Source organism: Frankia sp. KB5, from assembly GCF_002099325.1.
Lineage (GTDB): Bacteria > Actinomycetota > Actinomycetes > Frankiales > Frankiaceae > Frankia > Frankia casuarinae.
The window spans coordinates 14,247-30,536 of the sequence record NZ_MRUJ01000165.1; the positions used below are offsets into that span (position 1 = coordinate 14,247).

At 70.8% G+C, this 16,290-nt stretch carries 16 protein-coding genes and 1 pseudogene; 13 read left to right on the forward strand and 4 right to left on the reverse strand.

All coding sequences use genetic code 11. The features are described 5' to 3' along the window. The first annotated feature begins 9 nt into the window (after positions 1–9). On the forward strand, positions 10–1,086 hold the full coding sequence (gene ychF / locus KBI5_RS16265) for a redox-regulated ATPase YchF (RefSeq protein ID WP_085015715.1): 1,077 nt from the start codon (positions 10–12) through the stop codon (positions 1,084–1,086). A gap of 188 nt (positions 1,087–1,274) precedes the next feature. Here the strand turns inward: ychF and KBI5_RS16270 are convergent, their stop codons facing one another. Together KBI5_RS16270 and KBI5_RS16275 are read right to left on the reverse strand one after the other, a co-directional pair. Further along, positions 1,275–1,604: a DUF6247 family protein gene (locus tag KBI5_RS16270; RefSeq protein WP_011438244.1), complete on the reverse strand. Its 330-nt coding sequence runs from the start codon at positions 1,602–1,604 to the stop codon at positions 1,275–1,277. Between the two features lie 150 nt (positions 1,605–1,754). Continuing rightward, positions 1,755–2,912, reverse strand: a complete 1,158-nt coding sequence (locus KBI5_RS16275) for a heparan-alpha-glucosaminide N-acetyltransferase domain-containing protein (protein ID WP_085015726.1) — start codon at positions 2,910–2,912, stop codon at positions 1,755–1,757. Between the two features lie 140 nt (positions 2,913–3,052). Here KBI5_RS16275 and KBI5_RS16280 point away from each other — a divergent pair, with 140 nt between their 5' ends. Then, the gene (locus tag KBI5_RS16280) at positions 3,053–3,427 is read left to right on the forward strand and encodes a DUF952 domain-containing protein (RefSeq protein ID WP_085015716.1); all 375 of its coding nucleotides are present in this window, start codon (positions 3,053–3,055) and stop codon (positions 3,425–3,427) included. Positions 3,428–3,489: 62 nt separating this feature from the next. On the opposite strand, the gene KBI5_RS16285 is transcribed toward KBI5_RS16280, so the two are convergent. Beyond that, positions 3,490–3,789, reverse strand: coding sequence for a 4a-hydroxytetrahydrobiopterin dehydratase (locus KBI5_RS16285; protein ID WP_085015717.1), 300 nt, complete (start codon positions 3,787–3,789; stop codon positions 3,490–3,492). Between the two features lie 173 nt (positions 3,790–3,962). Here KBI5_RS16285 and KBI5_RS16290 point away from each other — a divergent pair, with 173 nt between their 5' ends. The 6 genes from KBI5_RS16290 (at position 3,963) to KBI5_RS16315 (ending at position 10,170) form a co-directional block, all read left to right on the forward strand. Then, positions 3,963–4,466: a (deoxy)nucleoside triphosphate pyrophosphohydrolase gene (locus KBI5_RS16290; protein WP_011438240.1), complete on the forward strand. Its 504-nt coding sequence runs from the start codon at positions 3,963–3,965 to the stop codon at positions 4,464–4,466. 313 nt (positions 4,467–4,779) lie between these two features. Further along, entirely contained in the window at positions 4,780–6,618 is a 1,839-nt protein-coding gene (gene typA, locus KBI5_RS16295) for a translational GTPase TypA (protein ID WP_085015727.1), read from the forward strand. Between the two features lie 100 nt (positions 6,619–6,718). Beyond that, positions 6,719–7,606: an N-acetyl-1-D-myo-inositol-2-amino-2-deoxy-alpha-D-glucopyranoside deacetylase gene (mshB, locus tag KBI5_RS16300; protein WP_085015718.1), complete on the forward strand. Its 888-nt coding sequence runs from the start codon at positions 6,719–6,721 to the stop codon at positions 7,604–7,606. Between the two features lie 171 nt (positions 7,607–7,777). Continuing rightward, on the forward strand, positions 7,778–8,782 hold the full coding sequence (locus KBI5_RS16305; protein WP_085015719.1) for a trypsin-like peptidase domain-containing protein: 1,005 nt from the start codon (positions 7,778–7,780) through the stop codon (positions 8,780–8,782). A gap of 193 nt (positions 8,783–8,975) precedes the next feature. Next, positions 8,976–9,389 carry a DUF6113 family protein gene (locus tag KBI5_RS16310; RefSeq protein WP_347272512.1) on the forward strand — a complete coding sequence of 138 codons (414 nt, stop codon included), beginning with the start codon at positions 8,976–8,978 and terminating at the stop codon, positions 9,387–9,389. Positions 9,390–9,525: 136 nt separating this feature from the next. Further along, a complete protein-coding gene (locus KBI5_RS16315) occupies positions 9,526–10,170 on the forward strand; it encodes a flavin reductase family protein (protein ID WP_085015720.1) in 645 nt (214 codons plus the stop codon). Positions 10,171–10,205: 35 nt separating this feature from the next. On the opposite strand, the gene KBI5_RS16320 is transcribed toward KBI5_RS16315, so the two are convergent. Continuing rightward, positions 10,206–11,192, reverse strand: coding sequence for a transglutaminase-like domain-containing protein (locus KBI5_RS16320; protein WP_085015721.1), 987 nt, complete (start codon positions 11,190–11,192; stop codon positions 10,206–10,208). 545 nt (positions 11,193–11,737) lie between these two features. On the opposite strand from KBI5_RS16320, the gene fdxA reads away from it, so the two are divergent. From fdxA to KBI5_RS16350, 5 genes and pseudogenes are all read left to right on the forward strand, one after another. Next, positions 11,738–12,061, forward strand: coding sequence for a ferredoxin (gene fdxA, locus KBI5_RS16330; protein WP_011438232.1), 324 nt, complete (start codon positions 11,738–11,740; stop codon positions 12,059–12,061). Positions 12,062–12,120: 59 nt separating this feature from the next. After that, the gene (gene dapC, locus KBI5_RS16335) at positions 12,121–13,341 is read left to right on the forward strand and encodes a succinyldiaminopimelate transaminase (RefSeq protein WP_241882959.1); all 1,221 of its coding nucleotides are present in this window, start codon (positions 12,121–12,123) and stop codon (positions 13,339–13,341) included. A 65-nt stretch (positions 13,342–13,406) separates the two neighbouring features. Next, positions 13,407–14,249: a 2,3,4,5-tetrahydropyridine-2,6-dicarboxylate N-succinyltransferase gene (locus KBI5_RS16340; RefSeq protein ID WP_085015722.1), complete on the forward strand. Its 843-nt coding sequence runs from the start codon at positions 13,407–13,409 to the stop codon at positions 14,247–14,249. A gap of 92 nt (positions 14,250–14,341) precedes the next feature. Then, a complete protein-coding gene (gene dapE, locus KBI5_RS16345) occupies positions 14,342–15,439 on the forward strand; it encodes a succinyl-diaminopimelate desuccinylase (protein ID WP_085015723.1) in 1,098 nt (365 codons plus the stop codon). Positions 15,440–15,750: 311 nt separating this feature from the next. Further along, positions 15,751–16,290 (forward strand): annotated as a pseudogene (locus KBI5_RS16350) (sugar transferase); the annotation flags it as partial.

A 16,290-nucleotide genomic window follows, 5' to 3' on the forward strand; every position in this document is an offset into this window, starting at 1 on the left:
TGACCGGCCATGGGCTTGTCGATCGGGATCGTCGGGCTGCCCAACGTCGGCAAGTCCACGTTGTTCAACGCCCTGACGCGCAATGAGGTGCTGGCCGCGAACTACCCGTTCGCGACGATCGAGCCGAACGTGGGCGTGGTCGGGGTGCCCGATCCGCGTCTCGGCGAGCTCGCGAAGCTCTACGACAGCGCCCGGACGGTGCCGGCCACGGTCAGCTTCGTGGACATCGCCGGTCTGGTCCGAGGCGCGTCCGAGGGGCAGGGCCTGGGTAACCGCTTCCTCGCGAACATCCGCGAGTCCGACGCGGTCTGCCAGGTCGTCCGGGTGTTCTCCGACCCCGACGTGGTGCACGTCGAGGGCAGGGTCGACCCGGCCGACGACATCGAGACGATTAACACCGAGCTGATCCTCGCCGATCTGCAGACCGTTGACGCGCGCCTGCCGAAGCTGGAGAAGGAGGCCCGTGCCGACAAGGCGAAGCAGCCGTTGCTGGCCGCGGTGAAGGCCGCGCGCGAGGTGCTTGACGCCGGCCGCACGCTGTCCTCGGAACCGAAGATCGATCGCGACGCCCTGCGGGAGCTTTTCCTGCTCACCGCCAAGCCCTTCCTCTACGTCTTCAACGTCGACGAGGACGTCCTCGCCGATCCCGGTCGGCGCAAGGAACTTGTCGGCTCCGTCGCGCCCGCGGACGCGATCGTGCTGTGCGCCAAGGTCGAGGCCGAACTGGCCGAGCTCGACGAGGCCGACGCCGCGGAGCTGCTGGCCTCGCTCGGCCAGGAGGAGAGCGGCCTTGCCCAGCTGGCCCGGATCGGTTTCCACACCCTGGGGCTCCAGACGTTCCTGACRGCAGGCCCGAAGGAGGCCCGGGCCTGGACCATCAGAGCCGGGGYGACCGCGCCGGAGGCCGCCGGGGCCATCCACACCGACTTCCAGCGCGGCTTCATCAAGGCCGAGATCGTCTCGTACGACGCCCTGATCGCGGCCGGTTCGATGGCCGCCGCCCGCGCGRCCGGCAAGGTGCGCATGGAGGGCAAGGACTACGTGATGGCCGACGGCGACGTCGTGGAGTTCCGCTTCAACGTCTGATCAGGGGCCGTTCCCGTGTGATGAGAAGCACCTACCGCGTGGCGACATGCCTGTTGAGACCGCGGCCGTTCAACCAGATCACGCGAAGCACGGTGATAATGATCCACCTATCTTCAATGGTATAGACGATGAGTCCCCAACCGTCACCGAAGGTTGCTATCCACTGATCGTCACGTTTTAGGCAGTCATCAGACCGTGCGTGACGGGTGCGGATGGCCGGGTGGGTACCAGATTTCGGCGATCACGGTCGGATCGCCGGCGGCAATGCGGCGTCGGTCCTCGTCGATGCCCGCCTGGATCTCCGGGTTGGCGCAAAGCACGGCCTGAGGCCACCAGCGGTCAATGACCCGGTGCAGCGGCGCCAGGTCAAGGGCGTCGTCGGCCTCGACAGCCGCCGCGTGGAACTCGGCTTCGAACTCGGCACGATGGTCAGGCCTGAGCGCGGCCCGGACCGCCGGACCGGTGCGCTCAACCCGGTTGCGTACCCCGTACGAGGGGATCGTGACATCCGCACTCATGAGATTGATTCTCGCCCGGCGCAGCCTCCCGACCGCTATGGCCGGACCGCGAAGGAATACGAGTCCGGAAGTAGCTTTGGGATCAACGTCCGCCTCTACAGCGAGGCTGTGGCCGCGGCCTGAAGATCTCCGGCGGCCGTGGTCGCCGCGCTAAACGAGCTGCCGGGTGCCCCGGGTGGCCGCGGYGACGATCGCCTCGGCCGGTCCTCGCGCCCCGCTCGCCCGCCAGGCGGTGGCGACGGTCAGGGCTACGGCCGCCTGGAGCAGAAAGGACGGCGTCGGATCCGCGGGGAGGAAGGAGGCGGACATCGCGATCACGTGGGTGCAGTAGAGGGTCAGCGTCATCGATCCGACGGCGACGAGCGGGATCAGCATCAGGGGCGGCAGCAGCCGGCTCAGGAGCAGGACGAACCCGAGCAGGGCGACCGCGGCCGCGCCGGTGTGCAGCAGATCGACGGGCGTGGACGAGTGCGGGGTGTCGACGGCCAGCCACCACCAGGTGTTCGTCGGGGTGCTGCCGTACAGCCCGGCGTCGAGGATGGACCGCACCGGCAGCGGCCCGACTCCCGCGACCTCGACGGGATCGACGGATTCGAGTGCGGCCATGCCCGCGGCGTGCCGGAGCAGGGCCCAGGAGACCAGCGACGCCGCCGCGGCGATCGTGCCACCCCCCGCGAGCAGGGCGGCGGCGACCCGCGTGGACCGTAGATCCAGCCGGCCGACCGCGAGTCCCACGCAGAGATACCCGAGCCAGGCAAGCGCCGGATAGAAGCCGGTGAAGCCCATCTCCAGAGTCAGGTTCACCGGGTGGGTGAACGCCCGGCCGAAGGTCGGGTCGGCAAGGGTCGGGGGCGGCAGATGGTCCCGGCTGAGGAGGCCCGCGGCCGGGACGACCGCGAACGCCAGCACCGTGACGACGACCAGCGCTGCGACCGGAGCCCGCAGCAGCGGCACGGCCAGGATGAACATCAGCGCGTAGTAACAGAGGATCACCGCGATGCCGGAGTGGGTGTAGCCGAGGGCGAGGCCGATCGTCCCGATGCAGACCGCTCGTGCCACGGTCGACGCGCGCGCCTGTGGCGCCGGCAGCCGGCCGGTCGACAGCGCCAGCGCCACCCCGGCGAGTACCGCGAAGGCCGCCGAGGCCCGGCCGGCGGCGAGCAGATGCGCGGGGGTCACCGCCCCGTCATCCCCGACCGCGGGATAGATGTGCGTCGCGACCATGCCGATCAGGGCGAGGCCCCGCGCCGCGTCGACTCCGCGTAGGCGGCTTTCCCCGGCGGCCTGCGGGTGACCGGGCTGAAGCATCGCGGGCACGCCCTTCAGACTGGTCTTCGGGCGGAGGTGGGTTTCGTCCGGCCCGCCGGGAGCGTTCCCGGGCCGACACGGGCACCGCGACCGTGGCTCGGCAGTCAACGACCGATGAGTGGCGAGGAGAGGAGGATGGCGTGATCTGCCATCTGGTGGGCCGGTCCGAGTGGGCTGCCGGGGCTGACGGGTACCGCCCGGCGAGCCTGGCATCCGAGGGGTTCATCCATTTCTCCGCCCCGGAGCAGGCCGTGGCAACCGCGAACCGGTACTACGCCGGGCGTGCGGACCTGCTGCTGGTCGTCGTCAACCCGGAGCGGCTGAGCGCGGAGCTGCGCTGGGAGCCGCCGGCGCCCGTGGCGYCCGCCGGCCAGGCGCCCGCGGGGGGCACGCCCGCGCCAGGGGAGCTCTTCCCGCATCTCTACGGGACGATCGACACCGCAGCGGTGACGATCGTCGTACCGTTCCCGCCTGATCCGGATGGTGTCTTCCGGGTGCTGCCCAGTCTCTGGTGATCTCCACATCTGTTCGGTACGAGACGTCTGTTCGGTACGAGACATCTGTTCGGTACGAGCGCTCAGTACGAGACGCCGGCAGAGCGCAGGATCTGTGAGATCCTGCGGGCCAGGGCCACGTCCAGTTCGGTGACGCCGCCGACCGAGTGGGTCCAGACCGTGAAGGTCGTTGTTCCCGGGCCCCGCTCGACGACCGGATGATGGTTCATCGCGTCCGCTGCCTGCATGACCTCGGCCACGATCGCGTCGGCCTCGTCCCCGTCCAGCATGATCTCCAGCTGGATCCGGTCGGCGTCGCCGATCCAGCCGGGTAGTGCCGCCAGCGCCCCGGCGACTTCGGTGGTGTCCAGTCTGCTCGGCATACCGATTCCCTCCGGCTGGTGATTCTCTGATTCTCTGGCTTGGATTCTCTGGCTTGCGGTCCGCGTCCCGCTGCTGGGCGAGCCGTCCTGGTGGAGCCACCCGAAAGGGTCATCAGACACGATCCGCCGGGAACGGATCCACGGCTGGCCGGACTCTGGGAGAGTCCGGCACCATGAACGCGGATGTGGAGGGCTTGGATGCCCTCCCTTCTACCCATGGACGACGGCGTGGAACACCCGAGGACCGGGACGGCACCGACTCCCCGGTGGTGAAGGGACGTCTGGTCGTCGCCGTCGCGCTGCTCGACGATGATCGCCGGGTGCTGGCCGCCCGGCGCCGGGAACCGCATCCCTACGCCGGGATGTGGGAGTTTCCGGGCGGCAAGGTCGAGCCCGGCGAGCACGAGCTCGACGCGCTCGTCCGGGAGTGCCGGGAGGAGCTCGACGTCGAGATCGAGGTYGGTCCGCCGCTCGGTGAGGTCGGGCTGTCCAGCCCCGGATGGGTGCTGCGGGTGTGGCTCGGCCGGGTGACGCGCCAGCAGCCCCGGCTCGTCGAACATGACGAGCTGCGCTGGCTCGGCGTGGCCGAACTGGACGATGTCCGGTGGATGCCGGCCGACGGTCCCCTGGTGGCGGAGCTGCGCCGCGTGCTGTCAACTCCCGGATCGCTCTTCTGAACGTCGACTCTTCTGAAGGTCGGCGACGGGAGGTCGCGGACCGGTGAAGCCCCGGACCGGTGAAGCTCGTTGCGGCCGAGGCGTCCGTGCCATGGGTGCACCCGTGYCATGGGTGCACCCGTACCATGAGTGGCGGTGCGACCGTTGCCGGTGTACGCGTGACGGGCAGATCGTCGTGCCGCGGCGCCGACACCATGGCGGACACTCGCCAGAACGTTCGCGTCACCGGTTCATGCGTTACCGTCGTTTCATGCGGTGACGTCGTCGTTGTTGCGGGGTCGCGAACCCCATGTCCGCCCCGGAGCGCATCACCGTGTCTCTTCGTGCCGATCTTCGAAACGTGGCAATCATCGCCCACGTCGACCACGRCAAGACCACCCTCGTCGACGCCATGCTGCGCCAGTCCGGCGCGTTCGGCGAGCATGCCGAGCTCACCGACCGCGTGATGGACTYGATGGACCTGGAGCGTGAGAAGGGCATCACGATTCTCGCGAAGAACACCGCGGTCCGTTACGGCGACATCACGATCAACATCGTTGACACGCCCGGTCACGCCGACTTCGGCGGTGAGGTCGAGCGTGGCCTGTCGATGGTCGACGGCGTCCTGCTGCTCGTGGACGCGAGCGAGGGCCCGCTGCCCCAGACGCGCTTCGTCCTGCGCAAGGCGCTCGCGGCGCGGCTGCCGGTGGTGCTCGTCATCAACAAGGTGGACCGGTCGGACGCCCGGATCGCCGAGGTGGTTGACGAGACCTACGAGCTCTTCCTCGACCTCGACGCCGACGAGGACCAGATCGACTTCCCGATCGTCTACTGCAACGCGAAGGCGGGTCGTGCCTCCACCACCCGCCCGGCCGACGGGGTGAGCCCGGACTCACCCGATCTCAAGCCGCTGTTCGACCTTCTGCTGGAGACCGTGCCGGCGCCGTCGTTTGATCCTGACTCGCCGCTGCAAGCCCTGGTCACCAACCTCGACGCGTCCCCGTACCTCGGCCGGCTCGCGCTGTGCCGGGTGCACAACGGCACGATCAAGCGTGGTCAGCCGGCGACGCTGTGCCGGGCCGACGGCAGCCAGCAGCGCGTCAAGATCAGCGAGATGCTGATGACGCAGGCGCTCGAGCGGGTACCGGCGGAGTCGGCCGGGCCGGGCGACATCATCGCCATCGCCGGCATCCCCGACATCACGATCGGGGAGACCCTCGCCGACGCCGATGATCCCCGGCCGCTGCCGGTTATCACCGTCGACGAACCGTCCATCAGCATGACGATCGGCATCAACACCTCCCCGCTCGCCGGCCGTTCCGGCAAGAAGCTGACGGCGCGGCTGGTCAAGAACCGGCTGGACGCCGAGCTCGTCGGCAACGTGTCGATCCGGGTCCTGCCCACCGAGCGGCCGGACACCTGGGAGGTGCAGGGCCGCGGGGAGCTGCAGCTTGCCGTGCTTGTCGAGCTGATGCGGCGCGAGGACTTCGAGCTGACCGTCGGCAAGCCGCAGGTCGTCACCCGCACTGTCGACGGTAAGATCCACGAGCCGGTGGAGCGCCTCACCATCGACGCGCCCGAGGAGTTCCTCGGCACACTGACCCAGCTGCTCGCGCTGCGCAAGGGCAGGGTCGAGCAGATGGTCAACCACGGCACCGGCTGGATCCGGCTGGAGTACCTGGTCCCGGCCCGCGGGCTGATCGGGTTCCGGACCGAGTTCCTCACCGAGACCCGCGGTACCGGGCTGCTGCACCACGTCTTCGACCGGTACGAGCCCTGGTTCGGGGAGCTGCGCACCCGGGCGACAGGCTCCATGGTCGCCGACCGCAGCGGGGTGGCGACCGCGTACGCCCTGTTCAACCTCCAGGAACGCGGCACGATGTTCGTCGGGCCGACGACCGAGGTCTACGAGGGCATGATCGTGGGTGAGAACTCCCGGGCGGACGACATGGACGTCAACCCGACCAAGGAAAAGAAGCTCACCAACATGCGTTCATCCACCGGCGACGAGCTGGTCCGGCTCACCCCGCACCGGATACTCACCCTTGAGCAGGCGCTGGAGTTCTGCCGCGAGGACGAGTGCGTGGAGGTCACCCCGGGCTTCGTGCGTCTGCGCAAGGTGGCGCTGACCGCCGCCGAGCGCGAGAAGATCCGCTCCCGCCGCCGAGCCTGAGCGGTCCCCAGATTGCGGCAAAGCTACCCATAGGGTCGTCAATGTGACGACAGCTACCCCATCATCACCCTCTACTGCGCCACTTCCCACCCGGCGGGCGATGTTCGTGCACGCCCACCCCGATGACGAGGTGATCTCGACGGGGATCGCGCTTGYCTCGTACGCCGCCTCCCCCGACACCCACGTCACCCTCGTGACGTGCACGTTGGGGGAGGAGGGGGAGGTACTGGTGCCCGAGCTGATCCATCTGCGGGCGGATCGGGGCGACCAGCTCGGTGGCTACCGGATCGGCGAGCTGGCCGGTGCCTGCGCCGCGCTCGGCATCACCGACCAGCGCTTTCTTGGCGGTCCCGGGCGTTGGCGGGACAGTGGGATGATCGGCACCCCCGCCAACGACCATCCCCGCTGCCTGTGGCGGGCGGACCTGGACGAGGCCGTGGCGGAGCTGGTGCGGATCGTGCGCGAGGTCCGGCCGCAGGTGCTCGTCAGCTACGACGCCCGTGGTGGTTACGGGCACCCCGATCACATTCGGGCCCACGAACTCACCCGGCGGGCCTTCACCGACGCCGCCGACCCGTCCTTCGCCCCGCAGGCCGGTTCGGTCTGGCAGGTCGCCAAGCGCTACGAGACGGCGCTGGCGCGATCGAGCGCCGTCGCGGGCTTCGAGTACTTCCGCGATTCCGCCGCTGAGAGCAACCCGTTCGCGGGTCTGACGTCCGTGGACGAGCTGGGGGTGACGCTTGTCGACGATGCGGACATCACGACCGAGCTCTCCGCTCCCCACTTCTTCGAGGCGAAGATCGCCGCCATGCGGTCGCACCGGACGCAGATGAGCGTTGACGGGTTCTTTTTCGCGCTCGCCGACGGCATCGGCCAGCGAGCCTGGAGTGTCGAGCACTTCGTGCTGGCCGAGGGCGCCCGGGGGCCGGGGGACGGTCYGGACGGGCGGGAGCGGGACCTGTTCGCCGGTCTCGTGTGCGAGCCCTGATCGGCTCCGGTGCCCCGGCCCGCTGACGCCCCGGCCCGATCGTCTGCTGCCCGCCCGCCCGCTCGCCCGCTCGCCCGCGGTGRCACAGGCACCTCGGTGGGAATGTTCTGGACGGCCCCGTGTTCGTAACGCTGTAATCAATGTAAGTGTGGCGTCGGCCGAGGAGGTCGGATGCGGACCAGACGTGCCAGGGGAGACGGACCCGACCCGACGCGGCCCGGTGGTTCCTTGCCGGTCGAGCCGCTGGACGCCTACTCCGCGGTCGTGACCCGGGTGGCCGCGGCGCTGACCCCGTCAGTGGCCAGCCTACGGGTGCGTACCCGGCGCGGCGCGGGAGCCGGCTCCGGGGTGGTGTTCACCGACGACGGGTTCCTGCTGACCTCCGCGCACGTCGTCGAGGGGCATCGGGCCACCTCCGGAGCATCGGTCGGGCTGGCGCAGTTCGCGGACGGCACCGAGCGCGAGGTCGACCTGGTGGGTGCCGATCCGCTCTCGGACCTGGCCGTGCTGCGGGCCCGGGGCACGACCCCGCCGGCTGCCGTCCTCGGGGACGCCGCGGGTCTGCGGGTCGGCCAGCTCGTCGTGGCCGTCGGCAACCCGCTGGGGCTCACCGGCAGCGTGACCGCCGGGGTCGTCAGCGCCCTCGGCCGGTCGTTGCCGACCCGTTCGGGCTCGGCCGTGCGGGTGGTCGACGAGGTGATCCAGACCGACGCGGCCCTCAACCCGGGTAACTCCGGCGGGGCGCTGGTCACGGCCGACGCCCGGGTGGTGGGAGTGAACACCGCCGTCGCCGGTGTCGGCCTGGGGCTGGCTGTCCCGGTGAACGACACGACGAGGAAGATCCTCGCCGCGTTGATGCGCGACGGCCGGGTCCGCCGGGCGTACCTGGGGGTCGCGGGGGCGGGTGTTCCGTTGCCACCCGCCGTGGCCGAGCGGATCGGGCAGCGCCACGGTGTCTGGCTGGCCGAGGTGGTCGTCGGCAGTCCGGCCGGGATCGCCGGGCTGTTCACCGGGGATCTCGTCCTGTCGGTGGCCGGGACGCCCGTCGTCACTCCGGGTGATCTCCAGCGGCTGCTGACCGAGGGCACGATCGGCCGGCCGGTGGAACTCACGGTGTGGCGGCGGGGCGCGTTGGTGGACGTGATCGTCGTACCCGCCGAGTTGGTGATTGCCTGAGGACCGAGATCTGCCACCGGGGTCCGCCGGGGTCCGCTACGAGCGTCTCGGCGCTGGGGCCTCGGGGCTGGTCGGCCTGACCGGGCGGGCCTGGCGGACGATGTCCTACTGTCGGAGAATGCCCCGTCCCAGCGCCGGTCCCCGCCGGAGGCCGCCCTCAACCCGGTTGCAACGACAGCCGGCACGGCCGTCGTTGCAACCGTCCCCGGACCCGCAACCCGGCAGGGCCTTTCTGACCGCCTCCTACACACTGGGGGTGTTTCTGGGGGTCGGGCTGGGTCTCTACGGCGTCTTCCTCGTTCCCGCCGGTCCGCGGCCGGGGGGGATGCTGCTGTCGCTCGGCGTACTGGTCGCGCTGGTGGGCAACGGGGGTGCCGCGCTGCTGGTGCGGTGGCTGACGGGCACCCGGCTGGGACCCACGACCGTGCTCATCGGCTGGGCCGTCGTCGTGCTGCTGTTCGCCARCTCCCGCCCCGAGGGGGACCTGCTGTTGCGGGCGAGCGGATCTGGCTACGCGTTCCTGTTGCTCGGGGCACTGAGCCCGATCGCGGTCGCCGTCCTCGCCGGGGCACGGCGGGGGCTCACGGCGCTTCCTCCCGGTTGCTGAGCACCGGTCCGGTCACCCGGTCACCGGGTCGCCTGTCTCGCCCTGGGAGATGTCACCGGCTCTTGTGATGTGGGAGATGTCACCGGCCCTCGGGGACTGTCGCCCACGTGGTGAGCGGAGCGGGTAGCGTGGCCGGGTGGGTAGCCCTGCGCACCGTGGAGAGAACCGGGCCGGCGCGCCCGCCTCCCCGGTCTCTCCGGTCTTCCAGGTCTCCCAGGTCTCCCAGGCCGACCGGTCGATCCTGCGGACGGCGGACTTCCGCAGGGCGGTCGGCAGGTTCGCTACCGGAGTGACGGTTCTCACGACCGTCGCCGACGGTCGCCATCTCGGCATGACGGCGAACTCGTTCGTCTCGGTCTCCCTCGACCCGCTGCTGGTGCTCGCCAGCATCCGCCGGGACGCCCGCTTCCACGGTCCGCTCATGGCCTCGGGGGTGTGGGGAGTCTCGGTGCTCGCCGAGGACATGGCCGAGACGTCGCGCTGCTTTGCGAAACGCGCGTATGACCAGCCCGGCGACATGTTCGCGGGATGGGAGCACTCGATCGGGCCGGAGACCGGAGTGGTCCTGTTCGACGGCGCGCTGTCGGTCTTCGAGTGCCGGACGGTCACGACCCATCCCGGGGGGGATCACACCCTCGTCCTCGGTGAGGTCGTCTCGTTTGCCCAGCCGCGGGACGATGTCGGACCGCTCGTCTTCTACGACGGGCGCTACCTCGACCCGGGCGGTGCGGATACGGGAGGAACAGAGGCGCAGAGGGAAACGGACGCTTCCCAGAGCTAACGGACGGTTCCCGGGCGGGCGGACGGTCTCCGGGGCTAGTTGAGCCGGGCGCGGGCCGCGGCGGCGGCCTGGYGGGCGGCCGCCGCGGCGGCTGGCTCGACCGCGGCCACCGTGTCGGCGAACGCGGTCAGATCGGTGGCCCCGCCGAGAAAGTCGCCCAACCGGACGCGGAGCTCGCCGCGCTCCCGGCGCAGGCTCGCCGGGTGGTGGGGGAGCAGCAGGGACAGCTCGACGGCCCACAGCCGCATGTGCGGCGCGTCCGAGCGGGCCCCGAGGATCCGGATGTTGCCGAGGATCCGGGTGAGCACGTCCTGCGCGCTCATCGGGGCGAGGTGGGCACGGGTGAAGGCGAACCCGGCCGCGCGTACCTTCTCCGCGGCGTCGTGCACCGTCAGTAGTCGGCCGGCGGCGAACGGATCGACGAGCACGTGGTCCTGGGGGGAACCCACCGCGACCACGACGTGCCCCGGAAGCCCGACAGGATAGGCGGGGACCCCGAGCCGGGCGGCCACCTCCAGCCAGACGACGGAGAGCAGGATCGGCAGGCCGCGCCGCCGGCGCAGCACATCGGGGAGCAGCGAGGAGCGCAGGTCGGTGTAGTCGTCCTCGGCCCCGGCGAAGCCGGCGGCGAGCCCCAGGGACTCGTGCAGCGTCTCGGCGGCGATCCTCGGATCGAAATTCCCCGCTCCCGGGCCGAACCCCTCCAGGCGCCCTGCCGCCTCGGATCCGGATTCCGGCTGTGCCTGTCCCGGCTGTGCCTGCCCCGGTGCGCCGGTCTGGCGTGCCACCGGCGTACCGTGCTCGGCCCGGGGGAACCGGGGCCGTCGGCTCGAGGTCGTCCGCGCGGCGAGCAGTGGACGGGCCTGCGCGGCGAATGCGTCGAGGGCGCTCAGGGTGGCGGTGGCGTCGGGGGTGTCGGCTGCCGGGTCGACCTCGGCGGCGAGCAGATGGCAGGCGACCGCCAGGTCGATCGGCTCGCGGCGCACGACCTCGGCGAACCTGCCGCGGCTGCGGGTGCTCACGAGAGCTCGCTCGGAGCGTTCACGCCAGGGGCGGCCGCCTCCGGGGCAGCCGCCCCTGGTGGGGCAGCWGCCTTCAGGCCGGGCACCTTCGGATCGGGCGTGTCCGGATCGGATGTGTCCGGGACGGTCGTCCCCAGGACAGTCGCCCCCGCGATAGTCGCCTTCGGGGTAGTCGTATTCAGGGTAGTCGTATTCGGGACAATCTCCATGAGAGCCGTCGCATCCGGGACATTCCGCGTACGTCGTGTCGGTGGGCGGGGTGGGATGACGCGTGCCGCTACGACGGCATCCTCGGTAACCTGGACGAGTGTGCCCTCGGCAGTGACAACCGTGAGCACGCCCGATGACCATGACCGCAACGTTCCGAGAACATCACTGAGGGATACCGGTCCGGGGATGCGGTGGCGGAGCATAACTCGCGCGCCAACATCGGCCGGAGTGATGCGGACGACATACACCACCAGCGCACGCCCTTGTTGTCGACACGGAACTGTCCAGGTCGATACTAAGGACTCAGTCGCCCGTGAGCCCGAGGAGGAAAACCGGTGACCTACGTCATCGCAGAGCCCTGCGTCGATGTCAAGGACAGGGCCTGCATCGAGGAGTGCCCGGTCGACTGCATCTACGAAGGCGGACGGATGCTCTACATCCAGCCTGACGAGTGTGTCGACTGTGGTGCCTGTGAGCCGGTCTGCCCGGTGGAGGCCATCTACTACGAGGACGACGTTCCCGATCAGTGGAAGGGGTACACCGACACCAACGCGAACTTCTTCGAGGAGCTCGGGTCGCCTGGCGGCGCATCGAAGGTCGGCGCCCTGGACTTCGACCCGCCGACGGTCGCCGCGCTGGCTCCTCAGGGCGAGTCCTGAGCGGCCCTGGGAGACCCGGCAACATCTCCGGAGTCCCGCGGTCACCGGCCCGGTCCCGGGTGCGACTGCCCGACTTCCCGTGGGACCAGCTGGTCTCCTTCAAGGAGAAGGCCCGGCTGCATCCCTATGGGTTGGTCGACCTCTCGGTGGGTACTCCGGTCGACGCCACGCCGGCCGTCGTGCAGCAGGCGCTGGCCGGCTCCGCTGACGCTCCGGGGTACCCGCTGACCGCGGGTACCCCGGAGCTGCGCGAGGCGGCGGCCGGCTGGCTGGCCCGCCGGCTCGGCGTGCTCGTCGACCCGGGCGCGGTGCTGCCCGTGCTCGGGACGAAGGAACTGGTGGCCCAGCTCCCCGGTCAGCTCGGGCTCGAACCCGGTGACCGGGTGTGGGTGCCGACCCCGGCCTATCCAACCTACGAGGTCGGCGCGCTGCTCGCCCGCTGCGAACCGGTGGCGGGCCCGGCCGACGGGGTGACCCTGATCTGGTTGAACTCGCCGGGGAACCCGACCGGGCGGGTGCTCACGGTCGACGAGATGCGCGCCGTGGTCACCTGGGCGCGGGAGCGCGGTGTGATCGTCGCCAGCGACGAGTGCTACATCGAGCTGGGCTGGGAGAGCCGGCCCGTCTCGGTGCTGCACCCCGACGTGTGCGGCGGCTCCCACGAGGGACTGCTGGCGGTGCATTCGCTGTCGAAGCGGTCCAACCTCGCGGGCTACCGGGCCGGGTTCGTCACCGGTGACCCGGCCCTGGTCGAGGGTCTCCTCGCGGTCCGCAAGCACGCCGGCTTCATGATGCCGACGCCCGTGCAGGCCGCCATGGCGGCTGCGTACGCCGACGACATGCATGTGGCGGATCAGCGGGCGCGCTACGCCAACCGGCGGGCCGTCCTCGCGGCGGCGCTCGCGGTCGCGGGTTTCACCATCGATCACAGCGAGGCCGGCCTCTACCTGTGGGCAACCCGGGGTGAGGAGGCCTGGGCCACGGTGGACGCGCTGGCCGAGGTCGGGATACTCGTCGCGCCCGGGACGTTTTACGGGGAGGCTGGCCGGTATCACGTCCGGATCGCCCTGACCGCCGCGGACTCGCAGGTGGCGACCGTTCCCGAGCGGATGACGATGCTGTCGCCGGTCGCCGCCACGGGGCAGCCCGGCCATGGCGCTCGGCCTGGCCATGGCGCTCGGCCTGGCCATGGCGCTCGGCCCGGCCATGGCGCTCGGCCCGACTACGGTCAGCCGGTCACTCAGGGCAGCTATGGGGGTGCCGAGCCGGACATCCGTTAGCACCCGGCCCGGATCCGCGGCCCCGCCATCTCGTGCGGCCGGGGTCACCTCGTAGGGTCGGGCTTGTGAGCGCCTCGAACACATCCCTCGACTCTCCGATCGATCCCGCCGTCGACGAACTGTGGGAACGGCGGGCGGAGCTGACCCCCGCCGACGCCGACGCCCGCAAGATCGTGGTGGCCGCCGTCGACGCCATCGATGCGGGAGTGGCCCGGGTCGCCACGGTCGCCGTGGACGGCTCGGTCGCCGTTGACGAGCGGGCCAAGCGGGCGATCCTGCTGTCCTTCAAGGTTCTCGCCATGGTCGAGTCGTCCGCGGGCGACTTCCGCTTCCATGACCGGGTGCCGCTCAAGACCCGGTTCGACAGCGTGCGGGTGGTACCGGGCGCGATCGTGCGCTGGGGCGCGCACGTCGAGCCCGGGGCCGTCCTCATGCCGAGCTACACCAACATCGGCGGCTACGTCGGCGCCGGCACCCTCGTCGACACCTGGGCCACGGTCGGATCCTGCGCCCAGGTCGGCCGCAACGTGCACCTGTCCGGTGGGGTCGGGCTCGGCGGGGTCCTGGAGCCGCCGAACGCGGTCCCCGTCGTCGTCGAGGACGACGCCTTCGTCGGCAGTCGCTGCATGGTGGTGGACGGCGCGCGGGTGCGCCGCGGGGCCAAGCTCGGCGCCGGGGCGATCCTGACCGCCTCCACCCATGTCTTCGACGCCACGACCGGCGCGGAGTACCCGCGCGGGGAGATCCCGGAGCGGGCGGTCGCGGTCGGTTCCAACCGGGTGAAGTCGTTCCCGGGCGGAGAGTTCGCGATGCCCTGCATCCTGGTGCTGCGGACGCTCGCCGAGGGCGAGATCCACGACAAGCTGGCGTTGAACGACATCCTGCGGGAGCACGGCGTCGCCGGCTAACGATCTTGTTGTCGGCAGGCGTCCTGCCGCCGGTTAACGATCTTATCGCCGGCTAACGATCCGCTGGCCCGGTGACCGTAGGGTGTGACGGCATGAGCCTCGACCTCACGGCGCCCGTCGGCGAGCTGACCCGGGCGCTGGTTGACGTGCCCTCGGTGAGTGGGGACGAGGCCGCCCTCGCGGGCGCGGTGGAGAAGGCGCTCACCGCGGTGGACGGGCTGCGGGTCGACCGGGACGGTGACGCCGTGGTGGCCAGGACCGAGCTGGGGCTGCCCGGCCGGATCCTGCTCGCCGGCCATCTGGACACCGTTCCGCTGGCAGGCAACCTGCCCTCGCGTGTGGTGGGCGGGCGGCTCTACGGCTGCGGGACGTCGGACATGAAGGCAGGGGTCGCGGTCGCGCTGCGGCTCGCGGCCACGCTCCCGGTCGCCACGCCCGGCGCGATGAGCCACGACGTCACCTGGGTCTGCTATGATCACGAGGAGGTCGAGGCGGCCCGCAACGGGCTGCGTCGGCTCGCCGCCCGGCACCGGGACTGGCTGGAGGCGGATCTGGCCATCCTGATGGAACCGACCTCCGGCGAGATCGAGGCGGGTTGCCAGGGCACCCTGCGGGTGGTCGTGACGCTCCCCGGTACCCGGGCGCACTCGGCCCGGTCGTGGCTCGGGGACAACGCCATCCACAAGGCCGGCGATCTGCTCCGCCGCCTCGCCGGCTACCGGGCGCGGACGGTGACGCTGGACGGCTGCACTTACCGTGAGGGGCTCTGCGCGGTGCGGATCGACGGTGGGGTGGCGGGCAACGTGATCCCCGACCGGTGCCAGGTCACGRTGAACTTCCGGTTCGCCCCGGACCGGGGCCCCGACGAGGCGGTGGCGCATGTTCGMGAGGTGCTGGGTGGCTACGACGTCGAGGTCACCGATCTCGTCGGCGGGGCGCTGCCCGGGCTCGCCGCCCCGCACGCGGCGGCGTTCGTCGCCGCCACCGGTCGCGTGCCGGTGGCGAAGTACGGCTGGRCGGACGTGGCGCGCTTCGCCGAGCTCGGGATCCCGGCGCTCAACTATGGGYCGGGCGATCCCAACCTGGCCCATACCCGGGACGAGTACGTYGAGCTCGCCGCGATCGACGAGGCCGAGCGGCTGCTACGGGCGTACCTGACCGTCGTGTCTCCTGACCGTCGTGTCTCCTGACCGTCGTGTCCCTTGACCGTCGTGTCTCCTGACCGTCGTGTCCCTTGACCGCCTAGTCGCGATTTTTGTTACGCGTATGAGTCATCGGGGTTGACGTCGTGGATCCTCCTATCTCGGCACGTTAGAGTTACTCGCGTATGTGCGGTGCCGGTCGGATGGGGGGTCCGGATGGCCGGTGGTGCGGCGGGTTCGGGGGCTCGGCACCAGGCCTGGGCACGTCGATACGCAGGTGACACGCGTGGTCGGCGCCAAGYAGCGCTCCCCCCGTCGTCGTCGGTCCGAAGATGTTGCGGCCGTGGGGGGTCTGCCAGGTGACGGACACTGTCTTCAGCCATGCACAGGTGGGGTTGGCCACGGGGCCGGGCACGGATGCCATCCCGAAACCGCTGGACGGGGCCGATGAGCCTGCCCGGTACGACGGGTACGAGGTGGGCGCGGGCCTCGGCGCGGGCCTCGGCGCGGACGGAACATCCGACGGTGTCGTCGACTACCGGGCGAAGGTTCGCTGGGAACGGCCGTACGGCTGGCTGCTCGTGGGTTCCGACGCGGCCGCCTGCGTGGTCGCGGCGGGAGTGGCCTACCTGGTCCGGTTCGGCGGACTGGTTGAGTTCGACCTGAAGCCGGTCTCCGCGACGCCGTATGTCGCCATGTCGATCCTGCTGCCCGTCGCGTGGGTGTTGTCGATGTACCTGAGCCGGGCGTACGAGAGCCGGTTCCTCGGCAGCGGCTCGGAGGAGTTCCGCCGGGTCCTCAACGCCGCCGCGCAGCTCACCGCGGTGGTGGCCGTCCTGTCCTATGCGACCAAGGCCGAGCTCGCGCGTGCCTACGTGCTGATCGCCTTCCCGGCGGCG